This window comes from Enterococcus sp. PF1-24 (genome assembly GCF_029893325.1).
In the GTDB taxonomy this organism is placed as follows: domain Bacteria; phylum Bacillota; class Bacilli; order Lactobacillales; family Enterococcaceae; genus HY326.
On sequence record NZ_JARXWL010000005.1, the window covers coordinates 1 to 20,542 of the forward strand.

A 20,542-nucleotide genomic window follows, 5' to 3' on the forward strand; every position below is an offset into this window, starting at 1 on the left:
AGAAAAAAGCAGTCAAGCAATGAAAGCTGCTTGACTGCAAAAATCAAATTATTCTATTGGATTTTCTCTTCACCAACACCAGTTGACAAAGAGCCAGAAAATTATGGTTAAACATAATTTTACTTTAACTGCTTTTTTAGTCCGATTAGCGGACGTTTATTCTTCTTTTAAGTTTTCGATTTCTACAACTTTAAAGTTTTTACGTTCTAATTGTTCAACGATAGTTGCACAAACTTCATTGCTGGTGTTTTCTGGTAAAGTAATCAGCGTGCGGCGGATAAATTCATCTTTACCTACATCTAAAGTAATACAGGCAGCGATATCAGAATGTTTAGCGATGATTTTAGCCATGCTAGCTAAATCTCCTCGTTTACCTGTAGAAGCAATGGTTAAAACGTAGTTACCGGTTTCGATATTCCAAGATTGTTGTAAAACAGTCAATAAAGCACTGTGAGTTAAAATACCATAAAAATGATTATTTTCATCCAAAACAGCGATATAAGGTAACTCTTTAATCGTGAAAAAGATTTTAAAGAAAGAAGTATTTACATAAACAAATTTAGTAGCATTTTTTAATAAGCGAGTAACTGGCAGATTCATGTCGCCACCATTGGCTTTATGCCGATAAATGTGCATCTTATAAATATTTCCACGGAAAATTTTACCAGATTCATCGAGAATCGGTACACAACGGAAACCAGACTCTTCTAAAATTTGTAAGGCTTCTTCTAAAGTACAACCTTCATGAACTGTGGTGATATTTGCTTTTTTATAAACGATAGATTTTAATAACATCTAATTCGCCTCCTAACAGCTAACGTTTTGATATATTCATGATAACATAATTATTTAGGAAACCATAGAAATTGTGTGCGATTTCCGAAAAATTCTTTTGAAATCTCTTAAATGGAGTAAAATAGCAGTTAAAATACGCTGTTTTCGCAACAATTATTTTTTTCAAAGTCTGTTGCGAAGGTCAATTTCTTGTTGGAAAAATTGACAGATGACGCAGAAAATGATAATGTAGTTAGGTACGTTTACAGGCGTTTTGAAATTAAGCTTCAAAATAAATAGATGAATGCCCTAAAAGGAAATGATTGTTTGTAGTTTCTACAAACATAAGGGGGTTACCTAATAATGGCAACGAAAAAAGCAGCATTGGCCTGTTCCGTTTGTGGGTCTCGTAATTATACGAAATCAGTAAGTGAAGGCAAGCGTGGGGAACGGTTAGAAATTAATAAGTTTTGCAAATATTGCAATCAATATACTTTGCATCGAGAAACTAAGTAATGGGAAAGGGGAAAGAATAAATGAAATTTCTTCGTAGTGTAGTAGATGAAATGAAGAAGGTAACTTGGCCAAATGGTAAAAAATTACGTCGTGATACTTTAACAGTTGTTCAAACTTCAATTATTTTTGGTGTCTTCTTCTTTGTAGTGGATTCTGTAATTACATTTGCTTTATCTTCATTTGTAAAGTAAATTATGCTAGCCAATTTAGTTGGTGAGTGATATAATACTTGTGTGGAAAAATCTCGGGATTGCTGAGGTTTTTTTATTTTGATAAAAAAATAGGATAAATTTGTTAATGGATTTATTTGGATTAATTTAGACGCAACAAAAACATCATGGAGGGCTAATAATGGAAACTTTTGAAAGAAATTGGTACGTATTACACACTTATTCTGGTTACGAGAATAAAGTAAAAGCAAATATTGAATCACGGGCACAAAGTATGGGGATGGGTGATTATATCTTCCGAGTAGTTGTCCCTGAAGAAACTGTTAAAGAAACAAAAAATGGTAAAGAAAAAGAAACTATTCATAAAACTTTCCCTGGTTATGTCTTGGTTGAAATGGTTATGACAGATGATTCTTGGTATATTGTTCGTAATACTCCTGGCGTAACTGGTTTTGTGGGCTCTCACGGCGCCGGTAGTAAACCAGCACCATTACTACAAGAAGAAATCAACCATATTTTACGTTCAATTGGTATGAGCGCTCGCCACACTGAGTTGAAAGTTGAAATTGGCGAAATTGTTAAAATCATTGAAGGAGCTTTCTCTGGTTTAGAAGGCGAAGTTCAAGAAATTGATAACGAAAAACAAAAATTAAAAGTAAGTATTGATATGTTTGGCCGGGAAACTAGTACCGAACTTGATTTTGAGCAAGTTGATAAAATTTAATTAGCAAACATTTATAAAGAAAGCATAGTTGTCAAAAGCAGCTATGCTTTTTTTCTTGTTTTTAAAAGACTGTACTTTTGTGTGCGGTTTTTTAAAGTTAATGTTCGTGTTTTATCTAGCTCCATCACTAAAATGTTGTGAAATAAGGAATTTTGGGGAATAGATAAAAATTAACTGGAAGTTATGTTGCAAATGTTCGTCTTTTTGATTATAATACATGGAGTGAAAAGCAGCCTGTTGAAGGGTGCTTAAAATGAAAAGTAAAGGAGTTTGCAAATGAAACGGAATGTGCCGTATCTTATTGTTTTACCAGGGGTGATTTTGTTATTATTCTTTATGATTTTACCTTTAGTAAACAGCGTTTGGCCAACGTTTTCAACTGAAGCCGGTTTTACTCTTAAAAGTTATTGGGACTTTTTAACCGATGACTACAATCAAACGATTCTTTTTCGGACGATTCGTATTGCTTTAATCGTGACGGCATCGTGTATTCTTTTAGGAATCCCGACCGCTTACTTTATTGCTGGCGTTAACAAAAAATGGAAAAGCATTTTAATGGCAGTAACCATGTTTCCTTTATTAACGAATTCTGTAATTCGGAGTTTTGCTTGGATTAATATTTTAGGAAAAAACGGCATTGTTAATAATTTACTTATGAAAATTGGGATAATTTCGGAGCCAATCAGTATTCTTTATACGGAATTTGCTATTATTATTGGTTCGATTTATTTATTTTTGCCAACGATGATTACTACTTTAATTGGTGTTATGGAAAATATTGAAGGAGAAACTTTAGAAGCAGCTGAAACTTTAGGGGCTAGTCCTTTTAGAGCTTTTTATAAAATTGTTTTACCTTTATGTATCCCTGGTGTGATTGTCGGAAGTATTTTAGTATTTACTGGTACGATGACGGCTTATACGACACCACAATTATTAGGTGGCAATAAAAAAATGATGTTAGCTACTTTCTTGTACCAACAAGCTTCAGCCTTAGGTAATTGGACTTCAGCTAGTATGATCGCTTTAATCATGATTGCGATTACCTTGTTTGTAAATAAAACTTTAAACTTTGTAGCTGCAAAGATTGATCGGAGGGACTTAGACCATGCGTAAGCAAAAATGGATTACAATCATTGCCGTAGTGGTATTTGCCTTTTTATTCTTTCCGTTAATCGTCATTGTGGGGACTTCTTTTGGCGAAGCAGCCACGATTCAGTTTCCAGTTGAGAAATTTTCATTGAAATGGTATGCCAATGCTTTATCGTCAGAAACTTTTAGAAGTAGTTTTAAATTGAGTTTATCAATTGGTTGTGGCGCGACTTTCTTAGCGTTATTAGTCGGAGTACCGACTTCATACGCTCTTTCTCGTTATTCTATGAAAGGTAAGAAATTTTTGAAAAGCTTCTTTCTTTCGCCAACGATGATTCCGGGAATCGTTGTGGGTTATACTTTGTTTCAATTTATTGTGATTCAGTTACGTCTGCCAGTTATTCAAGGTTTACTAATCGGACATTTTTTAATTAGTTTACCTTATATTATTCGGGTCGTTGGTTCTGGCATGGAACAGTTAGATTTTTCAATTGAAGAAGTGGCTTGGACGTTGGGCTACACGCGTTTAAAAGCTTTTATCCAGATTGTTTTACCAAATGTTTCTTCCGGAATTTTTGCGGCTTTTATGTTAGCTTTTGTTAATTCTTTTAACAATGTGCCGGTTTCGATGTTTTTATCTGGTCCGGGAGTAACGATGTTGCCAACTTCTTTATTAAGCTATATTGAATATACTTATGATCCAACCGTTTCAGCGATTTCGGTGATGATTATGCTCTTGACGATTGTGTTGATGTTTATTATTGAAAAAACATTAGGGTTAGCTTCAATCGCCTAAAACCACCAAACTGAAAAAATGAATAGATTGAGATGAGGAGGATTTTTGTGAGTTTTGTAAATTTAAACGATATTCGTGTTAGCTATGATGGCAAGCAAAATATCTTAGAACATTTAAATATTTCGATGGAAAAAGGCGAGCTAGTTTCTTTACTAGGCCCCAGTGGCTGTGGGAAAACAACTACTTTGCGAGTGATTGCGGGGTTAATCACCCCAAATGATGGATCTTTTGTGTTAGATGATGAAGAAATGGTTAAAGTGCCTGTTCATAAACGTAATTTTGGGATGGTTTTCCAAAGCTATGCACTATTTCCCCATTTAACGATTGCAGAAAATGTTGCTTTTGGTTTAAAACTTAGAAAAATCAGCAAAGCTGAGATGGATAAAAAAGTGAATGAAATGTTAGCGGTTTGTGGCTTGGAAGAGCTAGGAAGTCGCTATCCTAAACAACTTTCTGGTGGACAACGGCAACGGGTGGCTTTAGCGCGGGCGTTAGTGATTGAACCTAAATTATTATTATTAGATGAACCTTTAAGTAATTTAGATGCTAAATTGCGAGTGCAAATGCGGATTGAAATTAAACGGCTGCAACAGCAATTAGGGATTACGACAGTATTCGTTACTCACGATCAAGAAGAATGTTTTTCTATTTCTGATAAAGTTGCGGTTATGAATAACGGCGTAATTGAACAATATGATACACCAGAAATGATTTATCGTTATCCTAAAACAAAATTTGTGGCTAACTTTATTGGCTTTGAAAACTTCTTTGCAATGGAACAAGTGGCGGGCAAAGAATATCGCAGTGGTGAAGCTATTTTTGAAACAACTTATGAACAAGCGCCTGCTAAGGAATTAGTGGCAACAATTCGGCCTGATGATATTGAGATTGCTTCCACAGAAGAAAAAAATATCGTCAACGGTCAAGTAGAAGTCCGAACATTTTTAGGAAAAAGCTATCAATATGAAGTAACCACTGCTTTAGGTAAATTTTTAGTTAACGGGAATGATAAGCAAATTTACGAAACAGGTGAAAAAATTACTTTAACTTTCCCGAAAGAAAAAATTATTCTTTTGGAAAATAAATAATTGGGTTTTAAAACAATTAGCGACTTGCTAATGTTTGAATAAAAAAATAGCTGACAAAGAGCATATTTACTCTTTCAGCTATATAAAAATTGGGGGAACTTTTTGTGAAGAAGAAATTTTTATTAGGAACTGTTGCTTTAGCAAGTGCGTTAGTTTTAGGCGCTTGTGGTGGTAGCACTGAAAAAACAGCGGATAGCGGTAGCGACACTGGTAGCAAAGCTTCTCAAGAAATGGTGTTATCAACATTTGGTTTAAGTGAAGACATCGTAAAAAGCGATGTAATTAAGCCTTTTGAAGACAAATTTGGTGCTACTGTAACAATGGATCTTGGTAATAGTGGCGATCGTTTAACAAAATTAGCCAATAATCCAAATAGCGGAATTGATGTAATTGAATTAGCACAAGCCAACGCTTCTGATGGTGGCGACCAAGGCTTGTTTGAAAAACTTGATGAAGCAAAATTACCAAACTTAGCTGATTTAACTGATGGTGCTAAAGAAGTTTTCGATAGCGGCGCTGGTGTACCTTATACAGTTAACAGTGTCGGTATTATTTATGATAGCGAAAAAGTTGGCGAAATTACTGAATGGGCTGATCTTTGGAGTGAAGATTTAGCAGGTAAAGTGGCAATTCCTGATATTACAACAACTGGTGGACCTTTGATGATGTATATTGCTAGCGAATATGCTGGTGTAGATATCACAAGCGACAACGGCGAAGCAGCTTTTGAAGCGTTAGAAGAATTAAAACCTAACATTGTAAAAACTTATGCCAAATCATCTGATTTAGCTAATATGTTTGCTGCTGGTGAAATTGAAGTGGCTGTCGTTTTAGATTTTGCTTATGATATTGTTAAAGGCGACTCTGAAACAATGGAATATTTAGTACCTACAAGCGGCACATATGCTAACTACAACACTATGAATATTGTTAAAGATGCTAAAAATAAAGATTTAGCTTACGAATACATTAACTACCGGATTGGTGCTGAATCACAAAAATCAAAAGTAGCTGCCCTTAATGAAGCGCCAGTTAACACAACTGTTGGATTATCTGAAGATGAAGTTGGTAACAAAACAGTAGGTGAAATTGCTGACCGTGCCAAAATGGTTGATTTTACTTTTGTAAATGAACAATTAAACACTTGGGTTGACCAGTGGAACCGTTTATTAAACAACTAATTTAATTAATAAAATTTTTAAAAGCTGAGGGGAACCTCAGCTTTTTTTGTATTATTTAACAGCTTACGATAAAAAAGGACAACTTTAAGGATTTTCGCAGGGAATAATTGAACTGCTTTGTCAACTAAGTTAAAATGGAAATAGCTTAAATAGAATGAGGAAAAACAGATGAAAATTGATTTATTAATTCAAAATGCCCAAGTTTTTAATACTATGAAGCAATCCTTTGAAATTAAAAACGTAACGGTAGCTGGCGATAAATTTTATTATATTAGTACTGAAGATTTAAGTAATTTAGCTCCAGAAAAAATAATTGATGCCAGCGGACAATATTTGATTCCCGGTTTATTAGATATTCATATGCATATTGAAAGTTCCATGACGACACCGACAATTTTTTCTAAAGCGGTTTTACCTTTTGGGGTGACAACGGTGGTGGCTGACGCCCATGAGATGGCCAACGTTTTTGGGATTGAAGGGCAAAAAGAATTTATGAAGGCTGAAACAGAAGTCGATATTTTTTACGCGATTCCTTCATCTGTTCCTTCAACAACCCCCGAGCTAGAAACAACGGGGGGGATTGTCGATTTACCAGAAGTGGCTGATTTATTGCAGGATCCGCGGATAATTTGTTTAGGGGAAGCCATGAATTTCAAAGGTATAAGTTATGAACCCGATTCCTTGATTCGCCAAATTATTGCTTTATGTCAAAAAGAGCGCCCGACGATGCCCTTAGAGGGCCACTGTCCGAAAGTTTATCAAGAAGATTTAGCTGCATTTTTATATAGTGGCATTACTTCTGACCATACCCACCAGTTCCCGGAATCTCTTTATGAAAAAATTATAAACGGGATGTTTATTCAGTTTCAAAATAAATCCATTACGCCGGAAAATATGGCGGTGATTGTAGAGAATAATTTTTATGATTACGCCTGTCTTATTACCGATGATGTGATGGCAGATGATTTATTAACAGGCCATTTAAACGAAAATCTGAAAAAAGCGGTGGCGGCTGGATTACCCGTTGAACAAGCGATTTATATGACGACTTACACGCCGGCTCGCAGAATGAGTTTAAATGATCGAGGAATAATCGCACCTGGTCGCTTAGCCGATTTCATTTTATTGGATGATTTAGCCGATTTTTCAATTGCTGCAGTTTATAAAAAAGGCCAGCAAGTTTTTCAAAAAGGGGATGTCTTAGTTCATCCTGGAAAAATTGAAATTTTCCCTGAAAGTTATTACCAAACGGTTAATTGCCGACAATTAACTGCTGAAGATTTGCGCTTGAAAGTCGCGACTGACTTAGCGACAGTTCGTTGCAATGTAATTCAAAAACAAGAGGTGGGCACTTTTACCGAACCAATTGTTAAAGAATTACCTGTGATTGATGGCTATTTAGCTTGGGAAGATAGCGATTGTTGCTTACTGATTACCATGGAACGCTATGGTAAAAACGGCAATATCTCTTATGCTCTGATTGAAGAAGCGATTACTGAAAAAGGCGCCATTGCTACGACTTGGGCTCATGATCATCATAATTTAATGGTGATGGGGAATGATGTAGCGGCTATTTTAAAAGCGCAGCAGGAATTGTTGGCGATGCAAGGTGGCTATGTGGTTGTTGCCGGTAATGAAATCAGTGGCCGCTGTCCGTTACCGATTGGCGGAATTGTCTCGCAAGCGCCAATTTCAGAATTAGGCGCTGATTTACAAAAAGTCAGAGCGGCGATGCAAAATTTAGGTTATCGTAATATGAATGAGATTATGTCATTTTCAACGTTATCGTTGCCAGTCTCACCAGCGATTAAAGTGACTGATTTCGGCATGATGAATACCCGTGAACAGACTTTTTATCCGTTGATTTTTCCTGAAGATGGGCGATTATTATGAAAACATTAATAAAAAATGTCCATGTTTTAACTATGGATGAGCATAGACAAGAATATAAAAATGGCTATCTTTTAATTGAAGATGAGCGAATTATTGCGGTAGGAGCAATGCCAGAATCGTTGCCTGCGGCTGAAAAAGTAATTGATGGAGCAGGTGGGATTTTACTACCGGGGTTTGTCAATACCCACACTCATTGCGGCATGATTCCTTTTCGTTCTTTAGGTGATGATGTCCCAGATCGTTTAAGACGCTTTTTATTTCCGTTAGAAAATGCTTATATGACAAAAGATTTAGTCAAAGCTAGTAGCGCCTATGCGATTGCTGAAATGTTATTAAGTGGCGTCACCAGCTTTTGTGATATGTATTATTTTGAAGATGAAGTAGCGGAAGTTTGTCATGCAATGCAAGTGCGGGCGGTTGTCGGTGAAACGATTATTGATATGCCCACCTGCGACAGTCCGAACACGCAAGCCAGTTTAGCTTATTGTGAAAAACTACTGCAAAAATGGCAACAACATCCATTAATCAAACCGGCAATTGCTCCACATGCTCCCAACACCAATAAAATTGCTGATTTACAAGCAATTGTAGCTTTAAGTCAAAAATATCAAGCGCCCATCACAATGCATGTGGCGGAGATGGATTACGAAATGACAGAATTTGCCGAAAAATATCAGCAAACACCGTTAGCTTTTTTAGCAGATTTAGGGTATTTGGATTGTGAATTTATTCTAGCTCACGGAATTCATCTGACTCAAGCAGATATCGAACTTTTAGCGGCAGCTAAAGGTCAAGTTAGTGTCGCTCATTGCATTGCTGCCAACACGAAATCAGCTAAAGGCGTTGCCCCTGTGAAAGAATTGGTTGCCCAAGGAATCACGGTAGGTTTAGGAACAGATGGCCCTAGTAGCGGTAACACTCTGGATTTGTTTACACAAATGCGCATGGTGGTAAATTTTCATAAAACGAAAAATCACGACCGAGCGTTATTTCCCGCCAAAGAAATTGTAGCAATGGCAACGACTAATGGCGCTAAAGCTTTAGGATTTAAAGATGTGGGCAGTCTTGAAGTTGGTAAAAAAGCTGATTTAGTTTTAGTGGAAACCCAAAGCGTTAATATGTTTCCAATTTATGATGCATATTCTGCTTTAGTTTATTCAGCCAATGCCAGCAATGTTGCAGCGGTGTGGGTTAACGGGCAACAACTAGTAAAAAATAAAGAATTAGTTCATGAAAATTTAACTGATTTGCGAGCAACCCTTTATCAAAAAATGGATAAATTTGTAGCAGCTGCTCGCCAGCAGTAAAAATAGCAAAAACCGCTAGCAGAATTCTTTTTAAAGAAGTTTAGCTAGCGGTTTTTTAAGTTTATTTATGTTGCAGATTTGCAGTAATCGCCTGTGCAGTGGGCGTAGTTGCCAAGCCGCCTTCTGCTGTTTCCTTAAAAATTGCGGGCATTTGACGGCCGACTTGATACATTGCTCGGATCACTTCATCTGGTGGAATCACGCTACGAATACCAGCTAAAGCCATATCAGCTGAAATGAAGGCTTGTGAAGCCCCTAAAGCATTGCGTTTGACGCAAGGAACTTCAACTAAACCAGCTACTGGGTCACAAATCAAACCCATCATATTCTTTAAGTTAATGGCAACTGCTTGGGCGGCTTCCTCAGGGGAGCCACCATTAATGCAGACCAATGCCGCTGCAGCCATGGCGCTAGCAGAACCGATTTCAGCTTGGCATCCGCCTTCCGCTCCGCTAATTGAAGCGTTGTTGGCGATTACTAAACCAAAAGCACCAGCCGTAAATAAAAACGCTAACTGCTGTTTTTCTGATAACGCCAATTTTTCGCTAACTGCTACCAATACTCCAGCTACCACGCCGGCGCTTCCAGCAGTGGGAGTGGCACAAATCAAACCCATTTGGGCATTGACTTCATTGACAGCAATTGCATTTTGGACGGCTTTTAATAAAGTTTTGCCACTGAGAAATTTTTCTTCATTGATATATTTAGCGAGTTTCGGCGCATCACCGCCGGTTAACTGAGTGACTGAAGTAACGCCGGCAATACCTTTATCAATAGAACTTTTCATAACATTTAAATTTTGTTTCATTAAATCAAGGATTTGCTCTCTGGACCGGCCAGACATTTTTATTTCGGTAGCAATCATTAATTCAGCCACGGAATCGTATTCAGCAGCTTGCAGCACCAATTCTTGAATGGTAGTAAACATTTTATTTTCCTCTATCCTTTAATCAAAATAATTAACGCTATAAATACCAGGCAAATGATTTAAGCCTTCAACGGTTTCGATAATTTGCGGATCATCCACTTCGATAATCATAATCGCTTTTTCCCCTTTTGATTCACGGGTCACGGTCATGGTACCGATATTTGTATTGGTGGCTGATAAAATATTAGTGACTTTAGCAATCATGCCAGGCATATCTTGATGAACGATGATAAAAGTCGGTGTTCCCATTGATAAGGCCAACTTAAAACCATTTAATTCAGAAATTTGAATATTGCCACCGCCGATTGAAATCCCGGTAACTGATAATTTACGGTTGCCTTTAGTTAAAACTAACCGCACTGAATTAGGATGTTCGGCTTTTTCATTTTTAGGAATAAAATAAACTTCCATTTTTTCTTCATGGGCGATTTGTAAAGATTTAGGTAGGCGGCTATCATCAGCTTCCATTCCTAGCAAACCCGCAACTAAGGCGACATCAGTGCCGTGGCCTCGATAAGTTTTAGCAAAAGATTCATATAAATAAATATCCACCACATCAGGTTGTTCGCCGAAAATCGTGCGGACGATTTTACCAATGCGAGCCGCTCCAGCTGTGTGAGAGCTACTTGGGCCTACCATAATCGGACCAATGATGTCAAAAACACTACGATATTTTAAATCTGCCACTTATTTTCCCCCCCAGATTGATTTCTTGATAAACTTAATAAAGCTAAGTGTATCACTTTCTGCAAAGAGTGTCAGAAATAGGAAACATTTCTAAGTAAATTTTTTGCTATTTCTTAGAAAAAATTGTTTAACAGTTAATTAAGTAGAAACAGGAGCATTTTTTTAGGGAAATTACAGAAAACTTTGCTTTTCCTCTTGCAACTCTGGGGAAAGTTGTTATAATAAATCAGTGTGCGTTTTCTGTACGCACAGTTTTTAATGCTTAGTTTTTCTAAGCGAGGTGGGAGGAGAAATATGTATCTCCAATTAACCACATCACGGACTCAAGGAGGTATGTCTCGTGGCAAAAAAAGTAGAAAAAATCGTTAAATTGCAAATTCCTGCAGGTAAAGCAACACCAGCTCCACCAGTAGGTCCAGCATTAGGTCAAGCAGGTATTAACATCATGGGATTCACTAAAGAATTCAATGCTCGTACAGCTGACCAAGCAGGTTTAATTATTCCAGTGGTAATTTCTGTATACGAAGACCGTTCATTCACTTTCGTTACTAAAACACCACCAGCAGCAGTCTTGTTGAAAAAAGCAGCAAACGTTGCTAAAGGTTCTGGTGAACCAAACAAAACTAAAGTTGCTAAAGTAACTTCAGCACAAGTTCAAGAAATTGCGCAAACTAAAATGGAAGACCTAAACGCTGCTAGCATCGAAGCTGCAATGCGTATGGTTGAAGGAACTGCAAGAAGCATGGGGATTACTGTCGAAGGATAATTTCTTCATCAGACCCTGAAAGACGGCTTCTCAGTTGATTCTGTATTGAAAAATGCAGAAAACGTGGGAGGTACAACCGTTATAACCACATTCTAGGAGGAAACAAAATGGCTAAAAAAAGCAAAAAAATGCAAGAAGCATTGAAAAAAGTTGATACAAACAAAGCATATTCTGTTGAAGAAGCAGTTGCTTTGGCAAAAGAAACAAACATTGCGAAATTTGACGCAACTGTTGAAGTTGCTTACCTTTTAAATGTAGACCCTAAACAAGCTGACCAACAAATTCGTGGGGCAGTTGTATTACCAAACGGAACTGGTAAAACTCAATCAGTTTTAGTATTTGCTAAAGGCGACAAAGCTAAAGAAGCTGAAGCTGCTGGTGCAGATTACGTTGGTGATGCTGACATGGTTCAAAAAATCCAAGGTGGCTGGTTTGATTTTGACGTAGTTGTTGCTACGCCTGACATGATGGCTGAAGTTGGTAAATTAGGTCGTGTTTTAGGTCCTAAAGGATTAATGCCTAACCCTAAAACTGGTACTGTAACAATGGACGTAACTAAAGCTGTTAACGAAGTTAAAGCTGGTAAAGTAACTTACCGTGTAGACCGTGCCGGTAATATCCATGTTCCAATCGGTAAAGTATCTTTTGACGATGCTAAATTGATTGAAAACTTCAAAACAATTCATGACGTTTTATTGCGTGCTAAACCAGCAGCAGCTAAAGGTCAATACATGAAAAATATCACTGTAACAACAACATTTGGTCCTGGCGTTCACGTTGACCAAAACACATTTTAATTAAATCGTTAAATTAAAACTTGACTCAACTACCTTATTTATGATAAGGTAGTTGAAGTTAAAAAATTTAACTGTACCGAAGACAGTAGGTGGTTTTACCTTAATTTCCTACCGAGGACACATGTTGAGAAATTCAATGGTCCCTCTATGTCTACGGTGGCATAGGGTTATTTTTGTTTTTTTAAACAAATAACTCTTCCATCAAAATCAGGAGGTGAAATTCAAGTGAGTGAAGCAGCTATCGCAAAAAAATCCGCAATTGTTGATGAAGTATGTGTGAAATTTCAAGAAGCAGCATCTGTAGTAATCGTTGATTACCGTGGACTAACTGTTGATGAAGTAACACGTTTACGTAAACAATTGCGTGAAGCAGGCGTAGAAATGAAAGTTATCAAAAACTCTATTCTTTCTCGTGCTGCAGTACAAGCTGGTTTAGAAGGTTTGGAAGAAGTTTTCACTGGTCCAACTGCCGTTGCATTTAGTAACGAAGATGTAGTTGCCCCTGCGAAAATTATGGACGAATTTGCTAAAGAAGCTAAAGCTTTAGAAATCAAAGGCGGTATCATCGAAGGTAAAGTTTCTTCATTGGAAGAAATCGTTGCTTTGGCAAAATTACCAAACCGCGAAGGTCTTCTTTCTATGCTGTTATCTGTACTACAAGCGCCAGTCCGCAACGTGGCTTACGCTGTCAACGCAGTGGCAGAAAGCAAAGATGGAGATGCAGCTTAATTGCCGCATAAGAATCAATAATTAAAAAAATATAAAAACATTTATTAAATGGAGGAAATTTATAATGGCATTGAACATTGAAAACATTGTCGAAGAGCTAAAAGGCGCGACAATCTTAGAATTAAACGACTTAGTTAAAGCTATCGAAGAAGAATTTGGCGTATCTGCTGCTGCTCCTGTAGCTGCTGCTGCTGGCCCTGCTGCTGGTGGAGCTGACGAACAAACAGAATTTACTGTTGAGTTAACAGCTGCTGGCGACCAAAAAGTTAAAGTTATCAAAGCAGTTCGTGAAGCAACTGGCTTAGGCTTGAAAGAAGCTAAAGCTGTAGTTGATGGCGCTCCTGCACCAGTTAAAGAAGGCATTTCTAAAGACGAAGCTGAAACATTAAAAGCTGCTCTTGAAGAAGTTGGCGCTTCAGTAACTGTTAAATAATTTTTTCTAAAATTATTAGCCCTAGGATTCTTGTTAAATCAAGAGTTCTAGGGCTTTTTTGTTTTTCTAAAATAGAATGATTTCAATTGATTTATCTTAATTTTTTAAAGGTAATCAAAGTAGCTCCTTTAATTTGTAACGAAGTTGACATATAGGAATAAGTAACTAACTCCCACCCCTCTTTGGCGCGTTGATTAATTAAGTTATCTAACTCAAATAAATCTTGCGCATCTGCTTTATCAGAAAGCCATTTTGTTTTTGTTACTAAAATTTCTGATTTATACTCATACATTGTAAAAACCTCCTTTTTATAATTATTATATTAGCATGATAATTATAAAAAAGAGATTTTTTGTCAGAAATGGTAAGATTTTTGTCTTAAAAAGCCTGTTTCAAAATGATATGCTAAAAAATAATTTTGGTACTTTTAAATATCTAATAAATGAAAGGAGCTCTTTTACGTTTAAAAAATGTGAATATTTTAGTTTTTTAATCTAATTGTATGAAATATAAGAATTTTCCGTAAAATTAGAATCAAAGAAGATAAAAATGAAAAAAAGATTGCAATTAACTAATTTTTCTAATAAAATAGTTTTACATTGATTGAAAAAAATCAGTAAAAAAAGTGGAAGGCATTTTCATTGGGGGATGAAATGTTGTTCGCTTGAAGGTTAGCTAATTAATTTAGCTGAAAATTTAGGAGGAATTTAATATGAAGAAAAAAAGTTTACTGAGTTTGCTATTCGTTTGTTCAATGACTTTAGCAGCTTGTGGCGGAAGTAGCGATAAAACGGCTGATTCAGGAGCTGCTACTAGCAAAGAAGGCGATTTGAAAGAATATCGTGTATGTGTCTTACAAGAGATGCCGAGTGCCGATTTATCAATTGCAACTGATACGATTAGTTTTGCTGCTTTGAATAATGTTTATGAAGGGTTATATCGCTTAAATCCAGAAAGTAAAGTTGAAGCCGCTGGCGCCGCTGAAATGGCGGAAGTGAGCGAAGACGGTTTAGTTTATAAAATTAAATTGCGAGACGATGCTAAATGGTCAAATGGCGATAACGTAACCGCAGCTGATTATGTTTATGGTTGGCAACGGACAGTAGACCCTGCAACAGGTTCACAATACGCTTACTTATATGAAAATGTCGCTAACGCTAAAGCTATCATGGCCGATGAAGCAGCTGCTGATACTTTAGGAATTAAAGCAGTAGGCGATTATGAATTAGAAATTACTTTAGATACAGCTACACCATATTTTGATTATTTATTGGCTTTCCCAAGTTTCTTCCCACAGCACCAAGCAACTGTTGAAGAATACGGGACTGATTTCGCACAAACGAGTGAAAATGCCGTTTACAATGGTCCTTATGTTTTAGCTGACTTTGATGGTCCAGGTGTAGATACTGAGTGGAGCTATTTGAAAAACGATAAATATTGGGATGCTAAAACAGTCCAAATGGATAAAATCAGCGTTTCAGTTGTTAAAGAATCAGCGACTGGTTTAAGTTTATTCCAAAACGATCAAGCGGATGAAGTTGTTTTAACTGGTGAGTTAGCACAACAAAATGCGAATGACCCTGAATTTGTAGTTGTTAAAAATTCTCGGACTTCTTATATTGAAATGAATCAACGGGAAGCTGATTCTGAATTTAACAATGAAAACTTACGAAAAGCTTTGTCTTACGCGATTGATCGTGAAGCTTTAGTAACTAATGTTTTAGGCGACGGTTGTGTGGCTTCAAAAACTTTAGTTCCAGAAGGTATGTCTTTCAATCCTGAAACAGGTGATGATTTCATTGAAGATTCAAATACAGCGATGGAATATGATTTAGAAAAAGCTCAAGAATATTGGGAAAAAGCTAAAAAAGAATTAGGAATTACAGAGTTTTCTTTTGAACTATTAGCTGATGATCAAGATTCTACTAAACGTGTTGGTGAATATATCCAAGGTGCTTGGAGTGAAGCTTTTGATGGTATGACTGTCAAATTAATCACCGTTCCATTTACCGTGCGTTTGGATCGTTCTGATAGTGGTGATTTTGATGTAGTAATTGGCGGTTGGGGAGCTGATTATTCAGATCCAAGTAGTTTCACGGATTTATTTACTACAGGTAACAGTTATAACCGTGGCCATTGGGAAAATCCTGAATATGATGCTTTAGTTAAATCAGCAGCGACTACCAACGCTACAAATCCAGAAGCACGCTGGCAAGATTTACTGGAAGCTGAAGAATTAATCAGCGCTCAAGCAGGTGCGATTCCAGTTTATCAAAAAGCTGAAGGACACTTACGTTCTGAAAAAATCAAAGGCGTAGTTGCCAATGGTGCCGGTGCCCCTTATGAATACAAATGGGTTTACATCGAAGAGTAAACTAAAATAAATAAACTTTACAGATTGAAGGATGCTAGATCCTTCAATCTGTTTTTTTTGTTTAAAAATAAAATTAATATATTTACATTTTTGAGTAACTATTTATTTTTTTGTTGCATTTTTCTAATTTTTTAATTAAAATCTAATTAAGTTGTAAAAAAATAAAAATTTGGGGGATATGTAAATGAAGAAAAATCGTTTATTTGGGACTTTGTTAGTATGCACACTTGTCTTATCAGCTTGTGGCGGTAGCAAAGATGCTGCAACAGGTTCAACTGATAATGCTGGTGGCGGAAGTACTGAACAAGTTTTCAATAAAGCTGTACAGCAAGAAATGTCGACAGCGGATTTATCACTGGCAACAGATACCATTAGTTTTAGTGTTTTGAACAATGTTTATGAAGGTTTGTATCGCTTGGATGCTGATAGTCAACCACAACCTGCTGGTGCGGCTGAAATGGCAGAAATTAGCGAAGATGGTTTAGTTTACAAATTGAAACTTAGAGAAGATGCGACTTGGTCAAATGGTGATCCTGTAACTGCAGCTGATTATGTTTATGGCTGGCAAAGAACTGCTGATCCAGAAACAGGTTCAGAGTATGCTTATTTTTATGAAAAAGTTGCCAATGGCCCTGATGTAATTACTGGTGATAAACCAGTTACGGATTTAGGAATTAAAGCAATCGGTGATTATGAATTGGAAATTACTTTAGAGGCAGCAACACCGTATTTCCCTTATTTTTTAGCTTTCCCAAGTTTCTTCCCACAACATCAAGCAACTGTTGAGGAGTTTGGGGATGATTATGCTAAAACAAGTGAAAATGCAATTTATAATGGTCCCTTTGTTTTAGATAATTTTGATGGCCCAGGGGTAGATACTGACTGGAGCTACGTTAAAAATGATAAATACTGGGATGCTGAAACAGTCCAATTAGATACTATTAATGTAAGTGTAATTAAAGAAGCATCTACAGCTTATAACCTTTTTGAAGATGGTCAGATGCAAGATGTTATTTTGACAGGTGAATTAGCGCAACAAATGGCAAATGACCCTGAATTTGTTAGTCAAAAAGAAGCAACTAGCTACTATATCGAATTGAATCAAATTGAAGAAGACTCACCATTCCGTAATGTTAATTTGCGAAAAGCAATTTCTTATGCAATTGACCGTGATGCTTTAGTTACACAAATTCTTGGGGATGGTTCAGTGGCTTCTGTAGGTTTAGTGCCTGAAGCGATGTCTTTCAATCCTGAAACTGGCGAAGACTTCAGTAAAGATGTCGGCGTTAAAGTTGAACACGATGTTGAAAAAGCCCAAGAATATTGGGAAAAAGCTAAAGCCGAATTAGGGATTGATAGTTTACAATTTGAATTAATGTCATCTGATACCGATTCTACGAAGAAAATGACTGAGTATATTCAAGGGGTTCTACAAGAAAACCTTGAAGGTATGACTGTCAAATTAAGCCCAGTACCATTATCTGTCAGAATTGACCGTGGTAATAAAGGTGATTTTGATATTTTATTAGGTGGTTGGGGCGCTGACTACGCTGATCCAAGTAGCTATTCAGATTTATTCGTAACAGGAAACTCTTACAACCGTGGTCGTTGGAGCAATGAAGAATATGATGTACTTGTGAAAGACGCAGCTGTTAAAAATGCCAATGATCCAGTTGCTCGTTGGCAAAATCTAATTGATGCTGAAAAAGTTATGCTAGATCAATTAGGTGTTATTCCGGTATATCAAAAAGCCGAAGGCCATATGCGAGCAACCAATCTTAAAGGAATTGTCGCTCATGCGGCAGGCGCACAATATGATTATAAATGGGCTTACATTGAAGAATAAGTATTAATGAAAATAAGAACCAATCTGAATTTTGGCATTGGTTCTTTTTTTTATTTTTTACTTTAAATCAATAAATCTGAGTTTATGAATAAATTTGAAAAAAAGTAGTATTATTTTTTTAGTTATTTATTCTTAAGTGAAATGGACTTTAACTTCTATAAACTGAGTGGAGATAAGATTTTTTCGACACTGTGTTGATTAACTAGTTAAATTTAAAATTATTTTATTGATATTTTCGAAGTGAATATGTTGCTTTTTTAATGAAAATTCATTAAAATCTTAATTAACTTCAGAAAAACTTAATCTTTCTGAAAATAAAAAATAGTAAGAGGTAATGTAATGAAGAAAAGTGTTCTTTTTGGACTAACAGCAACTTGTGGTTTAGTTCTAAGTGCCTGTGGGGGCGGCTCTGATACAACAACTGATTCTGGTGCGGCTACTGGTGGAGATACTGGTAATCTTGCTAGTGAACAAATCTTCCGCTTTGTAGAATCACAAGAAATGCCAACAGCGGATTTATCTTTAGCAACAGATGTAGTGAGTCATAACGCTTTAAATAGTTGTTATGAAGGCTTATACCGAGTAAATGCTGACCAAGAATTGGAACCAGCTGGGGCAGCTGAAATGGCTACACTTAGTGAAGATGGATTAACTTATACTGTTAAATTAAATGAAAAATCTGTTTGGACAAATGGTGATCCTGTAACAGCTGATGATTATGTGTATGGTTGGCAACGGACTGCTAATCCAGAAACTGCATCTGAATATGCATTTTTCTTTGAAAACTTAGCAAACGGTAAAGAAGTGGTTGCTGGTGAAAAACCAGTTTCTGAATTAGGAATTAAAGCTGTAAGTGATTATGAATTAGAAATTACTTTAGCTAAACCAACACCTTATTTTGAATATTTAATGGCATTCCCTAACTTCTTCCCACAACATCAAGCAACTGTGGAAGAATTTGGAGATAAATATGCATCTGATAGTGATAAAGCAATCTATAATGGCCCATTTACTTTAGCTGAATTTGATGGACCTGGGATTGATACTGAATGGTCTTACGTGAAGAATCCTGATTACTGGGATGCTGAAAACGTTAAATTAGATGCTGTTGAAGTAACAGTAGTTAAAGAAAGCTCAACTGCTTTGAATTTATTTGAAGATGGTCAAGTTGATGATATTACTTTATCTGGTGAATTAGCACAACAAATGGCGAACGATCCACGTATGGTAAGTGAGATGGAAGGTTCTGTTTTCTATCTTGAGTACAATCAAAGAGCGGAAGACTCACCATTGAAAAATGTTGATTTACGTAAAGCTGTATCTTACTGTATCGACCGTGATTCATTTGTAAACAACATTATTTCAAATGGTTCATTAGCTGCTTATCATCTAATTCCAGTTGATTTAGTTTTTGATGAATCTGGTAAAGATTTTGTTGACCAAGTAAGCACTAAAGCAGATTTCGATGTTGATAAAGCTAAAGAACATTGGGCTAAAGCGAAAAAAGATTTAGGCGTAGAAACTTTAGAAGTTGAAATTTTAGCGGATGATTCTGAACGTGGTAAGAAAATTGCAGAATATCTACAAGGTGCTTTAGAAGAGAACTTAGAAGGTATGAAAGTTAAAGTAAGTACTGTACCATTTGCAGTTCGTTTAGATCGTTCAAATAATGGTGATTTTGATATCGTTATGACTGGCTGGGGAGCTGACTATGCTGATCCAAGTAGCTTCTTAGATTTATTTGCTACAGATGGTTCTTATAACCGTGGGAAATGGACGAATGCAGAATATGATGCATTACTAGAAAAAATGGCTGTAACAGATGCATTAGATGCTGATAAACGTTGGGAAGATATGATTGAAGCTTCTGATATCATTATGGATGAAGCGGCAATTGCGCCAGTTTATCAAAAAGCTGAAGCACATATGCGTGCTGAAAACGTAAAAGGTATGGTTCACCATGCTTCAGGCGTAAAACGTGACTTCAAATGGATTTATATTGAAGAGTAAACTATATAGTAATCAAGATAAAAAAAGTGAGGCTGGAAAAGCTTTCCAGCCTCATAACTTTTAAAGGATGATTTACTTATAAGTAAGCAATTGCAAGAAAAATAAGTGATGTTAATAAGAGACAGCCCGCGGTTAATAACCATAATTTATACGATTGCCCACCGACTTCGGAGAGTTTTGTATAAGGTTGGCTTCTTTTTTCTTTTCGAGCAAGAGCTGTACGCATCGATTGTTGGAAAAAATCAAAGAAACCAGAGGCAAAGACCGTTAAAGCACCACCAATGATTACAAAAAGTAAAGTAAACATAAATAGATGGTTGGATAATGTTTCGAAAGACAAATTTTTTTGGTAAATTGCAATTAAAATACTTACTAATAGGCAAATAAGTGATATAATTATAGGATAGGGCTTCTTTTTCAAAGTGGATTCACAT

At 36.4% G+C, this 20,542-nt stretch carries 21 protein-coding genes and 1 other annotated feature; of the genes, 16 read left to right on the top strand and 5 right to left on the bottom strand.

Annotated elements, in window-relative coordinates:
• Positions 1-156: 156 nt before the first annotated feature.
• The gene (gene cbpA, locus M2139_RS03215; protein WP_280737224.1) at positions 157-795 is read right to left on the bottom strand and encodes a cyclic di-AMP binding protein CbpA; all 639 of its coding nucleotides are present in this window, start codon (positions 793-795) and stop codon (positions 157-159) included.
• Positions 796-1,137: 342 nt separating this feature from the next.
• Between cbpA and rpmG the strand changes: the two genes are divergently transcribed.
• The 9 genes from rpmG to M2139_RS03260 all read left to right on the top strand — a co-directional run bounded on the left by rpmG (position 1,138) and on the right by M2139_RS03260 (position 9,538).
• Complete coding sequence (rpmG, locus tag M2139_RS03220; RefSeq protein ID WP_280737225.1) at positions 1,138-1,290, top strand: 50S ribosomal protein L33; 153 nt, start codon at positions 1,138-1,140, stop codon at positions 1,288-1,290.
• Between the two features lie 20 nt (positions 1,291-1,310).
• Positions 1,311-1,481, top strand: a complete 171-nt coding sequence (secE, locus tag M2139_RS03225; protein WP_280737226.1) for a preprotein translocase subunit SecE — start codon at positions 1,311-1,313, stop codon at positions 1,479-1,481.
• A gap of 160 nt (positions 1,482-1,641) precedes the next feature.
• A complete protein-coding gene (gene nusG / locus M2139_RS03230) occupies positions 1,642-2,184 on the top strand; it encodes a transcription termination/antitermination protein NusG (protein WP_280737227.1) in 543 nt (180 codons plus the stop codon).
• Positions 2,185-2,460: 276 nt separating this feature from the next.
• Positions 2,461-3,297, top strand: a complete 837-nt coding sequence (locus tag M2139_RS03235; protein WP_280737228.1) for an ABC transporter permease — start codon at positions 2,461-2,463, stop codon at positions 3,295-3,297.
• Positions 3,290-4,069 carry an ABC transporter permease gene (locus M2139_RS03240; RefSeq protein WP_280737229.1) on the top strand — a complete coding sequence of 260 codons (780 nt, stop codon included), beginning with the start codon at positions 3,290-3,292 and terminating at the stop codon, positions 4,067-4,069. The genes M2139_RS03235 and M2139_RS03240 overlap by 8 nt, the downstream gene beginning before the upstream one ends.
• Before the next feature lie 47 nt (positions 4,070-4,116).
• The gene (locus M2139_RS03245; protein WP_280737230.1) at positions 4,117-5,157 is read left to right on the top strand and encodes an ABC transporter ATP-binding protein; all 1,041 of its coding nucleotides are present in this window, start codon (positions 4,117-4,119) and stop codon (positions 5,155-5,157) included.
• 104 nt (positions 5,158-5,261) lie between these two features.
• Complete coding sequence (locus M2139_RS03250) at positions 5,262-6,338, top strand: ABC transporter substrate-binding protein (protein WP_280737231.1); 1,077 nt, start codon at positions 5,262-5,264, stop codon at positions 6,336-6,338.
• Between the two features lie 168 nt (positions 6,339-6,506).
• Positions 6,507-8,231 carry an adenine deaminase C-terminal domain-containing protein gene (locus tag M2139_RS03255; RefSeq protein WP_280737232.1) on the top strand — a complete coding sequence of 575 codons (1,725 nt, stop codon included), beginning with the start codon at positions 6,507-6,509 and terminating at the stop codon, positions 8,229-8,231.
• Positions 8,228-9,538: an amidohydrolase gene (locus tag M2139_RS03260; RefSeq protein WP_280737234.1), complete on the top strand. Its 1,311-nt coding sequence runs from the start codon at positions 8,228-8,230 to the stop codon at positions 9,536-9,538. The genes M2139_RS03255 and M2139_RS03260 overlap by 4 nt, the downstream gene beginning before the upstream one ends.
• A gap of 61 nt (positions 9,539-9,599) precedes the next feature.
• Here the strand turns inward: M2139_RS03260 and sdaAA are convergent, their stop codons facing one another.
• Together sdaAA and sdaAB are read right to left on the bottom strand one after the other, a co-directional pair.
• On the bottom strand, positions 9,600-10,466 hold the full coding sequence (gene sdaAA / locus M2139_RS03265) for an L-serine ammonia-lyase, iron-sulfur-dependent, subunit alpha (protein WP_280737235.1): 867 nt from the start codon (positions 10,464-10,466) through the stop codon (positions 9,600-9,602).
• 18 nt (positions 10,467-10,484) lie between these two features.
• Positions 10,485-11,153: an L-serine ammonia-lyase, iron-sulfur-dependent subunit beta gene (sdaAB, locus tag M2139_RS03270; protein WP_280737236.1), complete on the bottom strand. Its 669-nt coding sequence runs from the start codon at positions 11,151-11,153 to the stop codon at positions 10,485-10,487.
• Positions 11,154-11,493: 340 nt separating this feature from the next.
• On the opposite strand from sdaAB, the gene rplK reads away from it, so the two are divergent.
• The 4 genes from rplK to rplL all read left to right on the top strand — a co-directional run bounded on the left by rplK (position 11,494) and on the right by rplL (position 13,878).
• The gene (rplK, locus tag M2139_RS03275; RefSeq protein WP_280737237.1) at positions 11,494-11,919 is read left to right on the top strand and encodes a 50S ribosomal protein L11; all 426 of its coding nucleotides are present in this window, start codon (positions 11,494-11,496) and stop codon (positions 11,917-11,919) included.
• 107 nt (positions 11,920-12,026) lie between these two features.
• Positions 12,027-12,716, top strand: a complete 690-nt coding sequence (gene rplA / locus M2139_RS03280) for a 50S ribosomal protein L1 (protein ID WP_280737238.1) — start codon at positions 12,027-12,029, stop codon at positions 12,714-12,716.
• Positions 12,717-12,774: 58 nt separating this feature from the next.
• Positions 12,775-12,899 (top strand) — a sequence feature (ribosomal protein L10 leader region).
• A 42-nt stretch (positions 12,900-12,941) separates the two neighbouring features.
• A complete protein-coding gene (rplJ, locus tag M2139_RS03285) occupies positions 12,942-13,445 on the top strand; it encodes a 50S ribosomal protein L10 (protein WP_280737239.1) in 504 nt (167 codons plus the stop codon).
• Between the two features lie 64 nt (positions 13,446-13,509).
• Positions 13,510-13,878 (top strand): 50S ribosomal protein L7/L12, encoded by a 369-nt coding sequence (gene rplL / locus M2139_RS03290; RefSeq protein WP_280737240.1) that lies wholly within the window; start codon positions 13,510-13,512, stop codon positions 13,876-13,878.
• Positions 13,879-13,969: 91 nt separating this feature from the next.
• Here the strand turns inward: rplL and M2139_RS03295 are convergent, their stop codons facing one another.
• A complete protein-coding gene (locus tag M2139_RS03295; protein WP_280737241.1) occupies positions 13,970-14,170 on the bottom strand; it encodes a DUF4177 domain-containing protein in 201 nt (66 codons plus the stop codon).
• Positions 14,171-14,590: 420 nt separating this feature from the next.
• On the opposite strand from M2139_RS03295, the gene M2139_RS03300 reads away from it, so the two are divergent.
• The 3 genes from M2139_RS03300 (at position 14,591) to M2139_RS03310 (ending at position 20,108) form a co-directional block, all read left to right on the top strand.
• A complete protein-coding gene (locus M2139_RS03300) occupies positions 14,591-16,252 on the top strand; it encodes a peptide ABC transporter substrate-binding protein (RefSeq protein ID WP_280737242.1) in 1,662 nt (553 codons plus the stop codon).
• Positions 16,253-16,436: 184 nt separating this feature from the next.
• A complete protein-coding gene (locus M2139_RS03305) occupies positions 16,437-18,098 on the top strand; it encodes an ABC transporter substrate-binding protein (RefSeq protein WP_280737243.1) in 1,662 nt (553 codons plus the stop codon).
• 339 nt (positions 18,099-18,437) lie between these two features.
• A complete protein-coding gene (locus M2139_RS03310) occupies positions 18,438-20,108 on the top strand; it encodes a peptide ABC transporter substrate-binding protein (RefSeq protein WP_280737244.1) in 1,671 nt (556 codons plus the stop codon).
• A gap of 76 nt (positions 20,109-20,184) precedes the next feature.
• Here M2139_RS03310 and M2139_RS03315 read toward each other — a convergent pair whose 3' ends face one another.
• On the bottom strand, positions 20,185-20,529 hold the full coding sequence (locus M2139_RS03315; RefSeq protein WP_280737245.1) for a DUF3899 domain-containing protein: 345 nt from the start codon (positions 20,527-20,529) through the stop codon (positions 20,185-20,187).
• Positions 20,530-20,542 lie beyond the last annotated feature (13 nt).

Coding starts and splice junctions, on each gene's coding strand:
- cbpA (WP_280737224.1), bottom strand. CDS start 795: ATGTTATTAAAATCTATCGTTTATAAAAAAGCAAATATCACCACAGTT.
- rpmG (WP_280737225.1), top strand. CDS start 1,138: ATGGCAACGAAAAAAGCAGCATTGGCCTGTTCCGTTTGTGGGTCTCGT.
- secE (WP_280737226.1), top strand. CDS start 1,311: ATGAAATTTCTTCGTAGTGTAGTAGATGAAATGAAGAAGGTAACTTGG.
- nusG (WP_280737227.1), top strand. CDS start 1,642: ATGGAAACTTTTGAAAGAAATTGGTACGTATTACACACTTATTCTGGT.
- M2139_RS03235 (WP_280737228.1), top strand. CDS start 2,461: ATGAAACGGAATGTGCCGTATCTTATTGTTTTACCAGGGGTGATTTTG.
- M2139_RS03240 (WP_280737229.1), top strand. CDS start 3,290: ATGCGTAAGCAAAAATGGATTACAATCATTGCCGTAGTGGTATTTGCC.
- M2139_RS03255 (WP_280737232.1), top strand. CDS start 6,507: ATGAAAATTGATTTATTAATTCAAAATGCCCAAGTTTTTAATACTATG.
- M2139_RS03260 (WP_280737234.1), top strand. CDS start 8,228: ATGAAAACATTAATAAAAAATGTCCATGTTTTAACTATGGATGAGCAT.
- sdaAA (WP_280737235.1), bottom strand. CDS start 10,466: ATGTTTACTACCATTCAAGAATTGGTGCTGCAAGCTGCTGAATACGAT.
- rplA (WP_280737238.1), top strand. CDS start 12,027: ATGGCTAAAAAAAGCAAAAAAATGCAAGAAGCATTGAAAAAAGTTGAT.
- rplL (WP_280737240.1), top strand. CDS start 13,510: ATGGCATTGAACATTGAAAACATTGTCGAAGAGCTAAAAGGCGCGACA.
- M2139_RS03295 (WP_280737241.1), bottom strand. CDS start 14,170: ATGTATGAGTATAAATCAGAAATTTTAGTAACAAAAACAAAATGGCTT.
- M2139_RS03300 (WP_280737242.1), top strand. CDS start 14,591: ATGAAGAAAAAAAGTTTACTGAGTTTGCTATTCGTTTGTTCAATGACT.
- M2139_RS03305 (WP_280737243.1), top strand. CDS start 16,437: ATGAAGAAAAATCGTTTATTTGGGACTTTGTTAGTATGCACACTTGTC.
- M2139_RS03310 (WP_280737244.1), top strand. CDS start 18,438: ATGAAGAAAAGTGTTCTTTTTGGACTAACAGCAACTTGTGGTTTAGTT.